This is a genomic window from Mesorhizobium sp. ESP-6-4 (assembly GCF_020164735.1).
Taxonomy (GTDB): Bacteria; Pseudomonadota; Alphaproteobacteria; order Rhizobiales; family Rhizobiaceae; genus Mesorhizobium.
The window spans coordinates 250,717-267,284 of record NZ_JAIUGS010000003.1; the positions used below are offsets into that span (position 1 = coordinate 250,717).

Genomic DNA, 16,568 nt, shown 5'->3' on the forward strand with positions numbered 1-16,568 from the left:
ATCTCCTCGGCCTTGGCGGCTCGTTGTTGCTTGCAACGGATATTCGCACAAACATAGGCATCTGTTACAAATGCCGCCAGTGAAAGCGAGCTAGTGCTTGCGCGACAACTGCTTGGTCGCAGCTTCAAGCCCGGCCAATGTCAGCGGGAACATGCGGCCGCCGAAGATATCGCCGATCAACTGGATTGAGTGCGTGTAGCGCCAGTTCTTCTCAGCTTCGGGATTAAGCCATATCGCGTTCGGCCATTGCTGCAGCAGGCGGGCCAGCCACACACTCCCGGCCTCTGGATTCCAGTGCTCGACCGAGCCGCCGGGGTGAGTGATCTCGTAAGGGCTCATCGAGGCGTCGCCGACAACGATCACCTTGTAGTCCGGCCCGTATTTGTGAATGAGGTCGAAGGTCGGGATCGTCTCGGCCAGCCGCCGGCGATTGTCCTTCCAGACGCGCTCGTAAAGGCAATTGTGGAAGTAGAAATACTCGAGCTGGCGGAACTCGGCGCGCGCGGCGGAAAACAGTTCCTCGACGCCGCGTATATGGTCATCCATCGAGCCGCCGACGTCGAAGAACATCAGAAGCTTCACGGCATTGCGCCGCTCGGGCCGGGTCTTGATGTCGAGATAGCCGTGCTCGGCGGTGGCGTGGATGGTGCCGGGCAGGTCGAACTCTTCCTCGGCGCCCTCGCGTACCCAGCGGCGCAGCCGCTTCAGCGCCACCTTGATGTTGCGGGTGCCGAGCTCGACGGTGTCGTCGAAGTTCCGGAATTCGCGCTTGTCCCAGACCTTCACCGCGCGGCGATGCCGGCTTTCATGCTGGCCGATGCGAACCCCTTCGGGGTTGTAGCCATAGGCGCCGAAGGGCGAGGTGCCGCCGGTGCCGATCCATTTCGAACCGCCCTGGTGGCGCCCCTTTTGCTCCTCGAGGCGCTGCTTCAAGGTCTCCATCAGCTTGTCGAAACCGCCCAGCGCTTCGACCAGCTTCTTTTCCTCCTCGGTCAGGTGCTTTTCCGCCAAACGACGCAGCCATTCCTCGGGGATGTTGGCGACATCGACGGCATCGGGGCTGCCGAGTGCCTCGACACCCTTGAAGACATGCGCGAAGACCTGGTCGAAACGATCGATATGACGCTCATCCTTCACCAGGGCCGAGCGCGCGAGGTAGTAGAAAGCCTCGACGTCATAGTCGACCAGCCCCGCTTCCAGTCCCTCCAGCAGCGACAGATATTCCCTGAGCGAAACAGGAACCCGCGCGGCCTTCAGTTCTAGGAAGAAGGGGATGAACATCAGTCCCTTATAGCAAATCGTACTCGATGAATCCGGTCCGCCTTGCCACATGGTCGTAGAGCCGGCGCGCCGTGGCGTTGGTCTCATGCGTCATCCAGTAGACATTCTTGACGCCGATCTTGCCGGCCTCGTCCCGCACCGCTTTGATCAGCGCCGCGCCCACGCCTTTGCCGCGCACCTCCGGATCGGCGAACAGATCCTGCAGGTAGCAGTTGTTGACCAGTGACCAGCAGGAGCGATGGTAGAGGTAGTGGGTCAGCCCAACCGCTTTGCCGTCGAACGTGGCGATGAAACCTTTCGGCTCGAATTCGCCTGCCGTGAACAAACGCTTCCAGGTGACGTCGTAGACCTCGTCCGGCAGCTTGGTCTCGTAGAAGGTGAGGTAGGCAGTCCACAAGCGCCGCCAGTCGGCGTGGTCGGACTGCGCGAACGGGCGAATGGCGATCTCGGACATCTTTTCTCCTCCAGTGCTTCCGGTCCGAAGCTGCGGCAGCGACCGATTGCCGGCAACGGTCCACGGACGGGGAAAGCGCTATTGCTGCCGTCTGGCCATGAAGGCCAGGCGCTCGAACAGGTGCACGTCCTGCTCGTTCTTGAGCAGCGCGCCGTGCAGCTTCGGCAGCATGTTCTTGGGATCGGCGCGCAGATCCTCGGGCGCGATGTCGTCGGCGACCAAAAGGCGGATCCAGTCGAGCGCTTCGGAGGTCGACGGCTTCTTCTTCAGGCCCGGCACATCGCGGATCTCGTAGAACTGGTTCAGTGCCGCCCGCACCAAATTCTGCTTGATTCCGGGGTAATGCACCTCGACGATCCGGTGCAGCGTGTCGATGTCGGGGAAGCGGATATAGTGGAAGAAGCAGCGGCGCAGGAAGGCGTCCGGCAGTTCCTTCTCGTTGTTCGAGGTGATGATGACGATAGGCCGGAACTCGGCGCGGATCGTCTCGCCCGTCTCGTAGACGAAGAACTCCATCCGGTCGAGCTCCTGCAGGAGGTCGTTGGGGAATTCGATGTCGGCCTTGTCGATCTCGTCGATCAAAAGCACGACTTTCTTTTGCGCAGCGAAGGCATCCCACAGCTTGCCGCGCTTGATATAATTGGCGATGTCGTTGAAGCGCTCATCGCCGAGCTGGCTGTCGCGCAGCCGCGAGACGGCGTCATATTCGTAGAGGCCCTGTTGCGCCTTGGTGGTCGATTTGACGTTCCATTCGATGAACTCCAGCCCGAGCGCCGAAGCCACCTGGCGGGCAAGCTCGGTCTTGCCGGTGCCGGGCTCGCCCTTGACCAGCAAGGGCCGCTCCAGCGCGATCGCGGCATTGACCGCAACCATCAGATCCTTGTCGGCGACATAGGCCGCAGTGCCTTCGAAACGCATCTCTTCTCCTGTCCGTGCGGCGGACCGTAAGGAGGCTTGACGGGCCGCGCAAGGGCGGTTGCCGGACAGCTTCCCATCGGGACGGTCCGCAAGACGAATTATGCGCAAATGGTGACCCGTTTCTCTGGCGCAGGGCTAACCATCGGCCTATATTCACTCCCGGCGGTCTGCGCTTCCCGGCAGGAGAAACTTATCCCCGGGGCCTTATCGATCCTTAGGGAGCTGTCCCTGGGAAGACCCGTGGGTTTTCTCACACGGCGCCCACCTACTTTGTAGGCACCCGGGATCGACCTCTCCACCGGTTGCGTGGATCGTCGCTCTCCTGTTTTGGGGAGACAAGCGTCTTCTCTCTGTTTGACGCATTCCAGGAAAACTGCGGCGCACTTTGCTGGAATTGCGCTGGAAAGCGTCGCTCCTAAATCTCCATCCAAATCTGACCTTTTCTAGCGTCGGCGCATGTCACCTTCCAAAGACCTGAAAAAACAGCTTCGCAAGGAGGCGCTGGCGCGCCGCGATGCGCTCGACGAGTTCTGGCGCGTCGAGATCGCGCTCGAAATGGCCGAGACCGCGAAGGAAGAAATCGACTTCGAGCCTGGCCGGGTCGTTTCGGGCTTCTGGCCGATGCGCTCCGAGGTCGATGTGCGGCCGCTGATGTTCGCGCTGCGCGAGAAGGGCGCAAGGCTCTGCCTGCCAGCGATCCTCGACAAGACCACGATCGTCTTTCGCGAGCTGGTGCGCGGCGCGCCGATGGTCGAGATGGGATTCGGCACGGTCGGGCCGCATGAAGAGGCGGAAGTGCTCGACCCGACGCTCATGCTGGTGCCGCTCGCCGCCTTCGACGGCCGCGGCCACCGTATCGGCTACGGCGCCGGCTATTACGACCGCGCCATTGCCAGGTTGGCCGACAAGGGCATTACGCCGAGGCTGATTGGCATCGCCTTCGATTGCCAGCAAGTCGAGCGGGTGCCGGATGAGAACCATGACGTGATCATTCCGGAAATACTGACCGAGAGCGGGTTGCGCCGCTTCGCGCCCCAATTATAGATAGTCGGCGAGGCTGATGGTCTTCGCGGAAGTCATGCAGCTTGGCAGACTTCGGCTCGGGATCGTATGAGACTTCTCTTCCTCGGCGACATGGTTGGCAAAACAGGGCGCACGGCAGTCTGGGAACAGCTGCCGGGACTGATTTCCGACTTCAAGCTGGACTTCGTTATCGTCAATGGCGAGAACGCGGCCGGCGGCTTCGGCATCACCGAAGAGATCTTTCGCGAGACGCTCGCGGCCGGCGCGGATGTTGTCACCACCGGCAACCATGTCTGGGATCAGCGCGATGCGCTGATCTTCGCGCCGCGTGAGGAGCGTTTTCTGCGTCCCTCCAATTTTCCCAGGGGCACGCCGGGCCGCGGCTCGGGCGTCTACATCGCCCGCAATGGCGCGCGCGTGCTGGTCGCCAACATCATGGGCCGCGTCTTCATGCATCCCGAGCTCGACGACCCTTTCCAGGCCGGCGAGCGTGAGCTTGCCGCCTGCCCGCTCGGCGAGCAGGCCGATGCGGCCATCATCGATTTCCACGCCGAGGCGACCTCGGAGAAGATGTGCTTCGCGCATTTCGTTGATGGTCGCGCCAGCCTGGTGGTCGGCACGCATACACATCAGCCGACCGCCGACCATCAGATCCTCAATGGCGGCACCGCCTATATTTCAGACGCCGGCATGTGCGGCGATTATGATTCCTCGCTCGGCATGGATAAGGAAGAGCCGCTCAACCGTTTCCTTTCCAAGGTGCCGAAAGGCCGTTTCGAGGCCTCATCAGGGCCCGCGACGCTCTGCGGGGTCGGCGTCGATATTTCCGACCGCACCGGGCTTGCCGAAAAAATCGCGCCGTTTCGTCGCGGGCCTCGGCTGGAAGAAACGGCGCCGTCCTTCTGGTCGTGACATTGATATAAGCGAGATCAATACCTAACTGGCGACGAAACCCGCGAAAACTGCTCTAGATCGTAGAGGGGACGACCTTCATGCAGCTTGTCGAATTTCTGGCGCCGCACTTTCATTTTGTTTCCGATCCGACCGCATGGGTCGCGCTTTTGACCCTGGTGGTGCTCGAGATTGTGCTCGGCATCGACAATCTGATCTTCATCTCGATCCTGACCAACAAGCTGCCGGAGGCGCAGCGCGCCCGCGCCCGCCGGCTGGGCATTTCGGCGGCGCTGATCATGCGCCTGATCCTGCTCGCCACGATCTCGATCATCGTGCAATTGACGACGCCGGTGTTCACCGCCTTCGGCCACGGCTTTTCGTGGCGCGACCTGATCCTGATCGCCGGCGGCCTGTTCCTGGTCTGGAAGGCGACCAAGGAAATCCATCACACGGTCGACCTGCAGGACCATCAGGACACGATGGTCGGCGGCACGCTGCAGATGAGCCTTGCCGGCGCGATCTTCCAGATCCTCCTGCTCGACCTCGTCTTCTCGATCGATTCCATCATCACTGCCGTCGGCATGACCGACGAGATCGCCATCATGTATATTGCGGTCATCGTGGCGGTGAGCGTGATGATGCTGGCGGCGACGCCGCTTGCCAATTTCATCGCCAGGAACCCCTCTATCGTCATGCTGGCGCTTGGCTTCCTTTTGATGATCGGCATGACGCTGATCGCCGACGGCATGGGCTATCACGTGCCCAAGGGCTACATCTACGCCGCCATGGGTTTTTCCGCGCTGGTAGAAGGCCTCAACATGCTGGCGCGGCGGCGTAAGAGGCAGAGGTCGGGCGAGGGGCACTGAGGCTCGCCACCACGCCGGCGGGCCGCTAGGCCGAAACACTCTTCGGGTGACGGTCGCCGATCAGGCCGAGCGTCAGGCCCTGTTCCAGCCAGGCCTTGGCGCCGGCAAGCACCAGCGAGAAGCCGCCGGTGGATTCGACAGCCTTTTTCACCTGCTCGTCGCCGGGGCCGGCGAAGCCGAAATTGCGGATTTCGAGGAAGGTCGCTTCATCCGGCATTTCGGTGAATGTCCAGACGACGGTGGTCGGCGGATCGCTCCACTGCATGACGATCTTCTCGTTGGGGACGATCTCGCTCACCTCGACCTTGGTCGAGACGCCATACATGCGCCATTCCCATTCGACCGGCTTGCCCTCATCCAGGCGACCGCTGGAATGGGTAAACCAGAATTTCGTGGTGAGCGCCGGATCGACGATCGCTTCGAATACCTCAGCGACCTGCCGACGGATCAGCATGGCGGTTTCGGCGATGGGAGGTTCTCTGAACTCCATACGGCTGTCCTTTCCTAACGGGTTTCACCAAGCATCTGGTTCCCGCACGAGGTGAATGATGTTGGCGGGGTTGGTGATCCAGCCGCCACGAAAGCCCTCACCCAAAGGCTCTATTGCGTCGCAGCGCACGACACCCGCCTTTGCGAGATGGGAGGCCGCGCTCTTGAAGTCCGGCGTGAAAAGCTCCAGCCAGATTTCAGCCTGGCTCATCATCGGCGCCTCGTCGATCCAGAGGCGATTGGGACCGAGCTCGAAGCCGACCGCCGGCGCCTTGGCGGTGAACGGCTTCAGGCCGATGACGTCGCGATAGAAGGCGATCGTTGCCTCGTATTGATGCGAGGGCACCTTCATGGCGATGTTGATGCCGCCGGTGATCTCGGTGTCCATTGCCGATCCTCTTGATTGCGTTGGATGCCGTTACGGCAAGTTGATCTGCCAGGAGACGCCGAAGCGGTCGTTGAGCCAGGCGAAACGCTGGCTGAAGCCGTAATTGCCGGTCGGCATCAGGAAGCCGCCGCCCTCGGAGAGAACGCCGACGATCCGCTCCAGCTCTTCTTCCGAGGAGCAGTCGACAAAGAAGGAAAAGGACGGCGTGAAGGTGAAGGCGTGGCGGACAGGGCTGTTGTAGATCCTGACCTCGACGCCGCCGATCAAAGCGCGCGCCAGTTTGAGCGTTCCTTCCACCCCGTCCTCGCCCGAGCCATAGCGCGTGATGTCGAGCACACGGCTCTCGGAAATGGTCTCGCAATAGAGGGTCACGGCCTCCTCGGCCTTTCCCTCGAACATCAGGAATGGCGTTGCTTTTGTCATCGGGCGACCTCCTCCTGCCGGATATCCGGACCTGAATGTCGGGCTCAGATGTTGGTCTCGTTGGCCGGCTCGCCGCGCAGCTCGCTGCGATAGTAGCCGTCGCGCAGATTGATGCCGTATTCGAGATAGGCCTTCATGCAGGCCAGCATCTGCGACCAGCCCTCGCAATTGAGGTAGGATTTCTTCAGGCCGGCCTCGCCTTCATGCCAGCCGGACTCGGCGATGGTGACGAAAGTGCCGCCGTCTTCCAGCGGCTCGAAATTCATTTCGATACGGGTCTTGTAGGCGGGCTTGCCGTCGGCGTCTGTCGCGTCCCAGCGCAGCACGATGCGCTCATCCTTCGTCACCTCGTCGACTTCGACCGGTACAGACTTCCACCAGGTGACGGTGGTGCCCGACACAAGCGGCGCCGAAGCGCCGCCGATGGTGGTGAAATAGCCGCTGAGCTTTGTCGGGTTCACGACGGCATCGAAGACCTCGCCGATCGGTTTGCCGATGCGTCCGGAAATCCTGAAACCAAGGGACATATCCACAGCTCCTTCCTTGCTGCTTGAAACGATATGTTATAGAAATATAACATGTCAAGCCAAACCTCCGACGACCATGTTTTCAAGGCCTTGGCGCATGCGCGCCGGCGCGAATTGCTGGATCGCCTGAAGGATCAGCCGCAGACCACCGGCGCGCTGTGCGAGGCGTTCCCGGACATGGACCGCTGCACGGTGATGATGCACCTGAAAGTGCTGGAGGAGGCCGATCTGGTGGTGGCGAAGCGTGAGGGGCGCGAACGCTGGAATCATCTCAATGCGCTGCCGATCCAGCAGATCCACGACCGCTGGATCAGCCAGTATGCCGGCCACGCCATCAGCATTCTCGATCGGCTGAAGTCCGATCTGGAGGGGTGAACGGCTCTCTTCGGCCTTGGCGTGATGGCGCGTCTGGACGAATTGAGCCGATTTATCTATAAGCCGGCCATTCCGACAAAGAGCGCCGCGCGCCTTCGCAGGCATGCTTGGAGCGTTCTAAAAGATTGAATTCGAGCATTTTGCCGAAGACGCGGTGACGACACCTCGCTCCGAAATGCTCTAGCCGAACACGACAGGGGTGCCATGGCTGGCCATTCGCAGTTTAAGAACATCATGCACCGCAAGGGCCGCCAGGACGCGGTCCGGTCGAAAATGTTTTCCAAGCTGGCGCGCGAAATAACCGTCGCCGCCAAGACCGGCACGCCGGACCCGGCGATGAACCCGAGGCTGCGGCTTGCCGTGCAGAACGCCAAGGCGGTGTCGATGCCGAAGGACAACATCCAGCGCGCCATCAACAAGGCTTCCGCAGGCGACGCCGAAAATTACGAGGCCGTGCGCTATGAGGGCTACGGCCCCGGCGGCGTGGCGCTGATCGTGGAAGTGCTGACCGACAACCGCAACCGCTCGGCCTCCAATGTGCGCGCCGCCTTCACCAAGGCCGGCGGGGCGCTCGGCGAAACCGGCTCGGTGTCGTTCATGTGGAACCGTGTCGGCGAGATCTATTATCCGGCCTCGGCCGGCAGCGCCGACAAGGTGATGGAAGCAGCGATCGAGGCCGGCGCCGACGACGTGGAATCGGACGAGGAAGGCCACACCATCTATTGCGCCTTCGAGAATCTCGGCGACGTTTCGAAGTCGCTCGAGGCCGCGCTCGGCGAGGCGGAATCGGTGAAGCCGATCTGGCAGCCGCAGAACAACGTCCCGGTCGACGAAGAACGGGCGCAGTCGCTGATGAAGCTGGTCGCCACCCTCGAGGACGATGACGACGTGCAGAGCGTCTACGCCAATTTCGAGGTCGACGACGAGACGATGGCCAAGCTCAGCGCGGCCTGACCGGCCACGCGATACGATATGAGCGAGAAGCCGCTGCCCATCATCCGCATCACCTATTGCACGCAGTGCCAGTGGTTGTTGCGGGCCGGCTGGATGGCGCAGGAGCTGCTCTCGACCTTCGGCACGGATCTCGGCGAAGTGACGCTGGTGCCGGGCACCGGCGGCATCTTCACCATTTCCTGCAACGACGTGCTTATCTGGGAGCGCAAGCGCGACGGCGGTTTTCCGGACGCGGCAAGGCTCAAGCAGCTGGTTCGCGATGTCATCGATCCCGACCGCGACCTCGGCCACGCCGATCGCAAGGATCGCAAAAAAGACCCCGCCTGACGAACTCCCCGAAAGTTGGACGCAGCCTTCGGGGGTTGCATTCGCGGGCTGCCGTTTTTCAGATCAATGCCATGATGAAGCAAGCCATCGCGACTATCGCGGTGACGGTGCGGACGTGATTCCACATCACCCACTCGCTCAGGTGGTTTGCCCACACGGCGGCGCCGTTGGCGCTGGCAGGATCGACGGCGGCTAAGGCGTCATTGAGCGGCACGTTGAAGACCATGGTCACGATCGGATTGCCGACGAAATAGATCACGGCACCGGCAAGCAACCAGTACGAGCCGGACTGGCTCCAGCCGAAGAAGACGCCGGCAATCAGCACGAGGCAGATGAGGCCGGTGCCGAACAGCGCCGTCATGAAGGTCGGCGTGATCACCGTGACGTTGATCGAATTCATCGCCGCGATGCCGCTTGGGACGGGCAGCCGGGCAAGTGCTGCCATGACGAAATTCGAGAAGGCAAAGAAGACGCCGCCGACGACGCCGGAGCCGATCGCGGCGACAAAGGTAAGGGTAGGAAGAAGTTTCATCATCTCAGTTGCTCCAGATGCCGGGTTCTGCTCGATTCCTAAATGCGAGTAATCCTCACATTTGCAAAACGTGATAAACCCTCGTATTTTGTGAGTCAAGCCGGTTTCCGAGAAATCGCCCAAGGAGAGAGCCATGGATGAGAAAACCGCCGCGAGGCCAAACCAGGCGGACATTGCTGCGCCGCGCCGGTCGCCGAGCCAGCAGCGCAGCCGCGAGCGGGTCGAGCGCATGCTTGCCGCCGCCTCGGCCTTGATTGCCGAGCAAGGCAGCGATGCGATGCGCATGGGCGAGGTGGCGGAACGGGCGGGGGTGTCGATCGGCTCGCTCTACCAGTTCTTCCCGGACAAGCGAGCGATGGTCTGGGCGCTGGCCGAGCGCTACACGGCCGAAAGCCAGGCCTGTATTTCCGCGGCGCTGAAGGATGTCAGCGATGCTGAAGGCCTGTGCAGGTCGTTTTCGGAGCTGGTCGATATCTATTACCGGCTGTTCCTGGCCGAGCCGGTGATGCGCGACATCTGGTCGGGCACGCAAGCCGACAAGGCGCTGCGCGAACTGGAGCTCGCCGACAGTCGCGCCAATGCCGATTTCCTGCTCGCGGTGCTGAAGCGGATTCGCCCCGATGCCGATCCGATCGAATTAGAGACGGCCGCGTTTCTCGTCTGGCAGATGGGCGAGGCCGCGGTGCGGCTGGCGATCTCGGTCGATCGGGAGGAGGGCGACAGGCTGGTTGAGGCCTACAAGCGAATGGCGCTGAGGGAATTGGTGGGCGGGTAGGAACGATATCCGCAGCGTCGCAAGGCTTGGGTTCCTCGCCCCCGCCAGGGGGCGGGGGCGAGGTGTCCGCGAAGCGGACGGAGCGGGGGCCTCGTAGGGCGCTCCCCTCTCCGTCTCGGCTTCGCCGAGCCACCTCTCCCCACTTCGTGGGGCGAGGAACCTTGAACTTTCAAGCGCCGGCGCTGCCCCTCATTCGCCCTTCGGGCACCCCTTCCCCGTAGAACGGGGAGAAGGACGAAACTGGCAACAAAAAACCCGCCTCGAAGGCGGGTTTCTCGAAATCTGCCGATGTATGCGGCTTAGAGGCCGAAACCTTCAAAACGCTTCTTGAATTTCGACAGGCGGCCGCCGCGGTCGAGCAGGGTCTGCTGGCCGCCGGTCCAGGCCGGGTGCGTGGTCGGGTCGATGTCGAGGTTCATCGTATCGCCTTCCTTGCCCCAGGTCGAACGGGTCTGGTATTCGGTGCCATCGGTCATGACGACCTTGATGGTGTGGTAGTCGGGATGGATATCGGCCTTCATTGTCGTGTTTCCTGGCTGCCGGCGCTGGCAACGGGCCTGAAGGCCTGCGTCGATGCGCCCCTTTTTAAAACTCGAAGCCGCAGCTAATGAAAAGCCACGGCTTCTAAAACGGTCGGCGAGCCTATACATCAGCCGGAATTGAATCACAAGGCCGCGGCGGGCGCATATTGAAGCGCGGTCCCGCCAAGCGGCCAGAGGAAACGCTCATGGCGGAAATCGGTGGCAGCGCAAGCGAGCGCAGACGCTCGGTCCGGCCGCTCCGCAGCCTCTTTCCCTACGTTACCCGCTACCGGAAGCTGGTAGTAGGCGCCATCATCTCGCTGATCGTGGCGGCGGTGACGACGCTCGCTCTGCCGATGGCCGTGCGGCGCATGATCGACCACGGCTTCCAGGCTTCCGGTTCCACCTTCATCGCGGAGTATTTCGCGGCACTGGTTCTGATGGCGGCTTTGCTCGCGGCCGCCTCGGCCAGCCGCTACTATTTCGTCATTACGCTCGGCGAGCGGGTCGTCGCCGACATCCGCCGCGACGTTTTCTCCCATGTCACGACACTGTCGCCCGCCTTCTTCGATCGCGCGCATTCGGGAGAGATCGTGTCGCGGCTTGCCGCCGACACCACGCAGGTGAAGTCGGCAGTCGGCGCAACCGCCTCGGTCGCGTTGCGCAATGTCATTCTCGGCCTCGGCGCGGTGGCGATGATGGTGGTCACGAGCCCGAAACTTTCCGGCCTGGTCATTGCAGCCATTCCGGTGATCGTGCTGCCGCTGGTTGCCTTCGGCCGCTCGGTGCGGCGCAAGTCCCGGCAAGCGCAGGACACGCTCGCTGAAGCCACCGCCTATGCCAGTGAGCAGATCGGCGCGGTGCGCACGCTGCAGGCTTTCACCAACGAAAAGCTCGTCACCGGCCGCTTTGCGGACGCTGTCGACGCCGCCTTCGAGGCGGCGCGCGCATCGGTGTTCGCGCGCTCATTCCTCACCTTCTTCGCCATCTTCATGATCTTCTCCTCGGTGGTCGCGGTGCTGTGGTTCGGCTCGCGCGACGTGCTTGCCGGCACGCTGTCGCCGGGCACGCTCGGCCAGTTCCTGCTCTATTCGGTGTTCGCCGCCGGCGCGCTCGGCGCGCTGTCGGAGGTGTGGAGCGAGCTGTCGCAGGCGGCTGGCGCCGCCGAGCGACTGACCGAGATCCTGGCCGAGACGCCGACGATCCAGCGGCCCGCCAATCCCATTCCGTTGCCGGCCACGGCCAAGGGCGCGATCAGCTTCGACGACGTCTCCTTCTCCTATCCGGCGCGGCCGGACCGCGCAGCCGTGCATGGCCTGAGCTTCCAGGTGAAGCCAGGCGAGACGGTGGCGATCGTCGGGCCTTCGGGCGCGGGAAAAAGCACCGTCTTCTCGCTGATCCTGCGCTTCTACGACCCCGAGAGCGGCCGCGTCGTTATCGACGGCGTCAATGTGCGCGAGGCCGATCCGGCCGCCATCCGCCAACGCATCGCGATCGTGCCGCAGGACGTCACCATCTTCGCGGCAAGTGCTGCCGACAATATCGGCTTCGGTAGGCAGGGCGCCAGCGACGCCGAGATCGAGGCCGCGGCCAAGGCGGCCCTTGCCGATGAATTCATCGCCAGGCTCGACAAGGGCTATGACAGCCAGGTCGGCGAGCGCGGCGTGACGCTGTCCGGCGGGCAGCGCCAGCGCATCGCTATCGCCCGCGCCATCCTGCGCGATGCGCCGATCCTCCTGCTCGACGAAGCGACCTCGGCGCTCGATGCCGAGAGCGAGACGCTAGTGCAAAAGGCGCTCGAGCGGCTGATGCGCGGCCGCACCACCATCGTCATCGCGCACCGGCTGGCGACAGTGCTCAAGGCCGACCGCATCCTGGTCATGGACGGCGGGCGCATCGTCGAGGAAGGCACGCATCAGAGCCTGGTCGCCAAGGGCGGCATCTACACGCGGCTCGCCAAGCTGCAGTTCGAGACGGGAGCCAACGCCTTCAAGGGCGCGGCGGAGTAAGCACGCCGCACTCAGCTGGTTTCGACCCGCGGGTCAGTTGCCGTAGCGCCTGCTCAAGTGCTCGGTGAAGTAAGCAGCGTTGAGCTTCTCGCCGGTGGCGCGTTCGAGCAGGTCCGGCGTCGACCAGCGCGAGCCCTGCGACCAGATCTTTGCGCGACGCCACTCGTTGATGGCGGTGAAATCGCCCTTGGTGAGATCCTGGTCGGCGGACGGATGCTCCCTTGTCAGAGCCGCCCATTGCTGCGCGGCCATCATGGCGCCCAGCGTATAGGAGGGGAAATAGCCGAAGGCGGCACCCGGCCAATGCACGTCCTGCATCGGGCCGTCAGCCGGATTATCGATGGTCGAGAGCCCGAGATAATCGCGCATCTTGGCATCCCAGGCCTGGGGCAGGTCGGCGACCTCCAGGTGGCCGGACACGAGCTCCTGTTCGAGTTCGTAGCGCAGGATGACATGCAGCGGATAGGTGACTTCGTCGGCGTCGACGCGGATCAGGCCGCGCTCGACATGGTGGACATGCGGCAGGATGTCGTCGATCGACCAGGCTTCGCCGAGATATTTCTCGACCACCGGCAGCGCCCAGCGCCAGAAGGCCGGGTTGCGGCCGATCTGCTTTTCGACAAACAGGCTCTGGCTCTCATGCACGGCCATGCCGCGCGCCTTGCCGAGCGGCCAATGCGACCAGGCTTTCGGCAGGTTCTGCTCGTAGAGGGCGTGGCCAGTCTCGTGCAGCACGCCCATCAGCGCCGACAGGAAGTCGGAGGTCTTGTAGCGGGTGGTGATGCGCACGTCGGTCGGCACGCCGCCGCAGAAGGGATGATGCGATACCGAGAGCGAGCCGTGGGTGAGGTCGAAGCCGACGGCAGCCATCATGGCAAGGCCAAGCTCGCGCTGGCGCTCGACGGCATAGCTGCCGGAAAGCGGCTTTCGCGGATGCTTTGCCAGCCGGGCATCCTGCACGGCCAGCGCATGCGGCAGGAAGTCGCGCAGGAAGGCCTTCAGCTCGGCCAACACCGGCGTGATGTCGGCGGCGCGGTTGCCGGGATCGTACTGTTCCATCAGCGCGTCATAGGGGGCGAGGCCGAGGGCGTCGGCGCGCAGCGCCGCTTCCTCGCGCACCAGGGTCACGACGCCTTCCAGCGCCGGCAGGAAGCCCGCCCAGTCGTTCTTGGCGCGCAGGTCGCGCCAGAGCTGCTCGGAACGCATGCGCGCCACCGTCTGGCGCTCGACGAATTCGACCGGCAGACAAGTGAGATTGGTGTATTGGCGGCGCAGTTCCCGCACCGCCGCCTGCTGCTCTTCGCCGAGCGGCTCGGCTTCGGCCGCCGAAATCCAGTCGCCGATCTCGGGCGCTGTGGCCTGGCGGTGCAGCATGCCGGCAAGCGAGGACATCGCCTCGGCGCGCTTCTCGCCGCCGCCGACCGCCATGTGCGTCGCTTCGTCAGCGCCGAGAATGGCTAAGGCGTGCTCCAGCGCTTCGAGCTTGTGGCCGAGTTGGTCGAGTTTCTGGAAGGACATGGCTGGTTCCGGCTGCAAAGGGGCTGGCGCGAAAAGATACCAAGGCGCGAAGCTTGGCAACCCTGGTTGGCGAGGCAGGGTCAGCCTATCTTGCGCGGCGGCGTCGACGTGTGGTCAATGCTTGTCCGAAGGACGAAAGGGACAATGGTCGGCGATATCCTGGTCGGGCTGGTGGCGCTGATCCGCTGCATATCGTCTATCTGGAGATGGTGCTGTGGGACACGCCGCGCGGCCGCAAGGCGTTCAAGCTGACGCCGGAATTCGCCAGCGCCTCGAAGGTGCTTGCCGCAAATCAGGGACTCTATAACGGCTTTCTCGCCGCGGGCCTGATCTGGGGTCTCTATCTCGGCGCCGGCGGGCTCCAGATCAAGATGTTCTTCCTGCTCTGCGTCGCCATCGCCGGCCTCTACGGCGCGGCGACCGTCAGCCGCAAGATCCTGTTCATCCAGACAGCGCCGGCGGCGCTCGCCATCATCGCGCTTTGGCTCGGCCTGTAATCGAAGCAGGGCGCGATCGAAAAAGGGCGCCCTCGGGGCCAGGTCCCGCGGGCGCCAGGTCGTCCCTTGCTCTGCGATCGGAGCAAATGCTCTAGCCGTTCGGGTAATTCCCGCCGTCGGAACCGTCGCCCATCATGAAGCTGCTGCCGGTGTCGTTCATCAGTCTCTGGTCGACATTGTCGAGCCTGCGCAGCAGCTCATGATATTGCGCGGACGGTATCCTGCCGTGATCCGAAGCCGCGACATGTTCCGCGGCCTGGCTGATATGCGCGGCGCGCATATGCAAGTGCTGCGCTTCCGAGGCCGAGATGCTGTTCATTTCGCGGGCGTCGGTGATGCCCTGGTTCACGCCCTGGATCTGCTCGATCAGGCTCGTCACGCGTGGTCCGGTCATAACGGTCGGATCGGGTGTGTCCAGGGCGCCGCCCCTGTGATGTCCGGCCGCATAGGCGCCGGCGAGCGGAGCCGCGATCAGAACCGCAGCGAGGGTTGCAGTCTTGAGAGATGTTGAAACGCGCATGGCGGCGCATCCTCCTACCAGGAAGAGAGCGGCCGCGCCGCTTCGTCTTCCGACCTTACGGGCCGTCCGGTTCCGTCGCGTCGCGATGCGAGGCATCGCCGGCGGACCCCGGCCCTGCGGCAAGTTAGGTGCGTCGATTTGCGATGTGTAATTAAAAAAAGATAATGTTTTCGGCGCTTGTCGCGGCGACTTGGCAATCTAAGTATTCAGCCGACGAACAACTTCCTGTGACTTGGCGTGATAATAGCTCACCGTTCGGTGAGCTTCAGTTCAATGCGGCGGTTCTTGCTGCGCGCCTCGTCGGTGTCGGCGGGATCTAGCGGCTGGAACTCGCCGAAGCCGGCGGCCACCAGCCGGTTGGCCGGCACGCCGTTCTCGATCAGGAACTTCACCACCGAGGTGGCGCGGGCGGTCGACAGCTCCCAATTGTCGCGATAGCGGCCGGTGCCGGACAGCGGCTTGTTGTCGGTATGGCCGTCGACGCGCAGCACCCAGCTGATCTCGGGCGGGATTTCCTTCTGCAATTCGATGATGGCGTCGGCGAGCTTCTTCATCTCGACCTTGCCGGCGTCGTTGATCACGTCGGAGCCGGTCGGGAACAGCACCTCCGACTGGAAGACGAAGCGGTCGCCGACGATACGGATGTTCTCGCGGTCGGCGAGGATCTCGCGCAGCCGGCCGAAGAAGTCGGAACGGTAGCGGTTGAGCTCCTGCACGCGTTGCGCCAGCGCGACGTTCAGGCGGCGGCCGAGATCGGCGATCTTGGTGTTGGAGTCGCGGTCGCGCTGCTCGGAGACGTTGAGCGCGTCTTCCAGCGCGCCGATCTGCTTGCGCAGCGCCGCGATCTGCTGGTTGAGGATCTCGACCTGGCTCAGCGCCTGCTGGCTGATCTGGCGCTGGTTGCTGAGCTCGCCCGAAAGCTGGTCCGCTCGTTTGTTGGCCGCGTCGCCGGCGCCGGCGCCCTGCGCCAGCAGTTGTTCGAGGCGGCTCTTTTCGGCTTGCGCCGCCGACAGCGACGCCTGCAGGTTGGCGAGCGAATCCTCCTTGTCCTGGCTGTTCGTGCGTTCCAGGGCGAGCAACTGGGTCAGCTCGTTGATCTGCGAGTTGAGGCGGTTCAGCACCGCGTCCTTGCCGGAGATCTCGCGGCTGAGCAGGAACTGCGCCAGCACGAAGACGGTAAGCAGGAACATGATCGCCAGCAGCAGCGTCGACAAAGCGTCGACGAAACCCGGCCAATAGTCGATGCGGCGGTCGGCGCGCCGTCTTGCCAGCGCCAC

General features: G+C 63.2%; 20 protein-coding genes, 1 other RNA gene and 1 pseudogene. 10 read left to right on the forward strand and 12 right to left on the reverse strand.

Translation table 11 applies throughout. From position 1 onward, the window contains the following. Positions 1–90: 90 nt before the first annotated feature. The 3 genes from LB523_RS08305 to LB523_RS08315 form a co-directional block, all read right to left on the reverse strand. Positions 91–1,281 carry a vWA domain-containing protein gene (locus LB523_RS08305; protein ID WP_224602179.1) on the reverse strand — a complete coding sequence of 397 codons (1,191 nt, stop codon included), beginning with the start codon at positions 1,279–1,281 and terminating at the stop codon, positions 91–93. 7 nt (positions 1,282–1,288) lie between these two features. Beyond that, the gene (locus LB523_RS08310) at positions 1,289–1,735 is read right to left on the reverse strand and encodes a GNAT family N-acetyltransferase (RefSeq protein ID WP_224602180.1); all 447 of its coding nucleotides are present in this window, start codon (positions 1,733–1,735) and stop codon (positions 1,289–1,291) included. Between the two features lie 78 nt (positions 1,736–1,813). After that, the gene (locus tag LB523_RS08315; RefSeq protein WP_224602183.1) at positions 1,814–2,653 is read right to left on the reverse strand and encodes an AAA family ATPase; all 840 of its coding nucleotides are present in this window, start codon (positions 2,651–2,653) and stop codon (positions 1,814–1,816) included. Between the two features lie 161 nt (positions 2,654–2,814). Between LB523_RS08315 and ssrS the strand changes: the two genes are divergently transcribed. From ssrS to LB523_RS08335, 4 genes are all read left to right on the forward strand, one after another. After that, a non-coding RNA gene (gene ssrS / locus LB523_RS08320) (6S RNA) lies at positions 2,815–2,970 on the forward strand. 139 nt (positions 2,971–3,109) lie between these two features. Continuing rightward, complete coding sequence (locus tag LB523_RS08325) at positions 3,110–3,697, forward strand: 5-formyltetrahydrofolate cyclo-ligase (RefSeq protein WP_224602185.1); 588 nt, start codon at positions 3,110–3,112, stop codon at positions 3,695–3,697. Between the two features lie 66 nt (positions 3,698–3,763). Beyond that, positions 3,764–4,588, forward strand: coding sequence for a YmdB family metallophosphoesterase (locus tag LB523_RS08330; protein ID WP_095767248.1), 825 nt, complete (start codon positions 3,764–3,766; stop codon positions 4,586–4,588). 80 nt (positions 4,589–4,668) lie between these two features. Beyond that, positions 4,669–5,436 carry a TerC family protein gene (locus LB523_RS08335; protein WP_224602187.1) on the forward strand — a complete coding sequence of 256 codons (768 nt, stop codon included), beginning with the start codon at positions 4,669–4,671 and terminating at the stop codon, positions 5,434–5,436. Between the two features lie 25 nt (positions 5,437–5,461). On the opposite strand, the gene LB523_RS08340 is transcribed toward LB523_RS08335, so the two are convergent. From LB523_RS08340 to LB523_RS08355, 4 genes are read right to left on the reverse strand one after another with little or no spacing between them, the layout of a single operon-like run. Next, positions 5,462–5,926 (reverse strand): SRPBCC family protein, encoded by a 465-nt coding sequence (locus tag LB523_RS08340; protein WP_224602189.1) that lies wholly within the window; start codon positions 5,924–5,926, stop codon positions 5,462–5,464. 24 nt (positions 5,927–5,950) lie between these two features. Next, a complete protein-coding gene (locus LB523_RS08345) occupies positions 5,951–6,313 on the reverse strand; it encodes a hypothetical protein (RefSeq protein ID WP_224602191.1) in 363 nt (120 codons plus the stop codon). 30 nt (positions 6,314–6,343) lie between these two features. Further along, a complete protein-coding gene (locus tag LB523_RS08350) occupies positions 6,344–6,736 on the reverse strand; it encodes a VOC family protein (RefSeq protein WP_224602192.1) in 393 nt (130 codons plus the stop codon). Between the two features lie 44 nt (positions 6,737–6,780). Then, positions 6,781–7,263, reverse strand: coding sequence for an SRPBCC domain-containing protein (locus LB523_RS08355; protein WP_224528094.1), 483 nt, complete (start codon positions 7,261–7,263; stop codon positions 6,781–6,783). A 51-nt stretch (positions 7,264–7,314) separates the two neighbouring features. Here LB523_RS08355 and LB523_RS08360 point away from each other — a divergent pair, with 51 nt between their 5' ends. The 3 genes from LB523_RS08360 to LB523_RS08370 all read left to right on the forward strand — a co-directional run bounded on the left by LB523_RS08360 (position 7,315) and on the right by LB523_RS08370 (position 8,919). Further along, positions 7,315–7,638 (forward strand): ArsR/SmtB family transcription factor, encoded by a 324-nt coding sequence (locus LB523_RS08360; protein WP_224602193.1) that lies wholly within the window; start codon positions 7,315–7,317, stop codon positions 7,636–7,638. Positions 7,639–7,842: 204 nt separating this feature from the next. Continuing rightward, a complete protein-coding gene (locus LB523_RS08365) occupies positions 7,843–8,592 on the forward strand; it encodes a YebC/PmpR family DNA-binding transcriptional regulator (RefSeq protein WP_140752658.1) in 750 nt (249 codons plus the stop codon). Between the two features lie 18 nt (positions 8,593–8,610). Next, complete coding sequence (locus LB523_RS08370; protein WP_224546719.1) at positions 8,611–8,919, forward strand: SelT/SelW/SelH family protein; 309 nt, start codon at positions 8,611–8,613, stop codon at positions 8,917–8,919. A gap of 58 nt (positions 8,920–8,977) precedes the next feature. Here the strand turns inward: LB523_RS08370 and LB523_RS08375 are convergent, their stop codons facing one another. Continuing rightward, complete coding sequence (locus LB523_RS08375) at positions 8,978–9,454, reverse strand: DUF1772 domain-containing protein (RefSeq protein WP_140841718.1); 477 nt, start codon at positions 9,452–9,454, stop codon at positions 8,978–8,980. A gap of 130 nt (positions 9,455–9,584) precedes the next feature. On the opposite strand from LB523_RS08375, the gene LB523_RS08380 reads away from it, so the two are divergent. Beyond that, positions 9,585–10,226, forward strand: a complete 642-nt coding sequence (locus LB523_RS08380; RefSeq protein ID WP_224602194.1) for a TetR/AcrR family transcriptional regulator — start codon at positions 9,585–9,587, stop codon at positions 10,224–10,226. Positions 10,227–10,525: 299 nt separating this feature from the next. Here the strand turns inward: LB523_RS08380 and rpmE are convergent, their stop codons facing one another. After that, positions 10,526–10,747 carry a 50S ribosomal protein L31 gene (gene rpmE, locus LB523_RS08385; RefSeq protein WP_027166741.1) on the reverse strand — a complete coding sequence of 74 codons (222 nt, stop codon included), beginning with the start codon at positions 10,745–10,747 and terminating at the stop codon, positions 10,526–10,528. Positions 10,748–10,953: 206 nt separating this feature from the next. On the opposite strand from rpmE, the gene LB523_RS08390 reads away from it, so the two are divergent. Further along, the gene (locus LB523_RS08390) at positions 10,954–12,756 is read left to right on the forward strand and encodes an ABC transporter transmembrane domain-containing protein (protein ID WP_224602195.1); all 1,803 of its coding nucleotides are present in this window, start codon (positions 10,954–10,956) and stop codon (positions 12,754–12,756) included. Positions 12,757–12,789: 33 nt separating this feature from the next. On the opposite strand, the gene LB523_RS08395 is transcribed toward LB523_RS08390, so the two are convergent. Then, a complete protein-coding gene (locus LB523_RS08395) occupies positions 12,790–14,274 on the reverse strand; it encodes a carboxypeptidase M32 (RefSeq protein WP_224602196.1) in 1,485 nt (494 codons plus the stop codon). Between the two features lie 144 nt (positions 14,275–14,418). Between LB523_RS08395 and LB523_RS08400 the strand changes: the two are divergent. Continuing rightward, positions 14,419–14,771, forward strand: a pseudogene (locus LB523_RS08400) (DUF1304 domain-containing protein). A gap of 91 nt (positions 14,772–14,862) precedes the next feature. Here LB523_RS08400 and LB523_RS08405 read toward each other — a convergent pair. Together LB523_RS08405 and LB523_RS08410 are read right to left on the reverse strand one after the other, a co-directional pair. Beyond that, positions 14,863–15,291 carry a hypothetical protein gene (locus LB523_RS08405; protein ID WP_224602197.1) on the reverse strand — a complete coding sequence of 143 codons (429 nt, stop codon included), beginning with the start codon at positions 15,289–15,291 and terminating at the stop codon, positions 14,863–14,865. A gap of 248 nt (positions 15,292–15,539) precedes the next feature. Further along, on the reverse strand, positions 15,540–16,568 hold the full coding sequence (locus LB523_RS08410; protein WP_140841706.1) for a peptidoglycan -binding protein: 1,029 nt from the start codon (positions 16,566–16,568) through the stop codon (positions 15,540–15,542).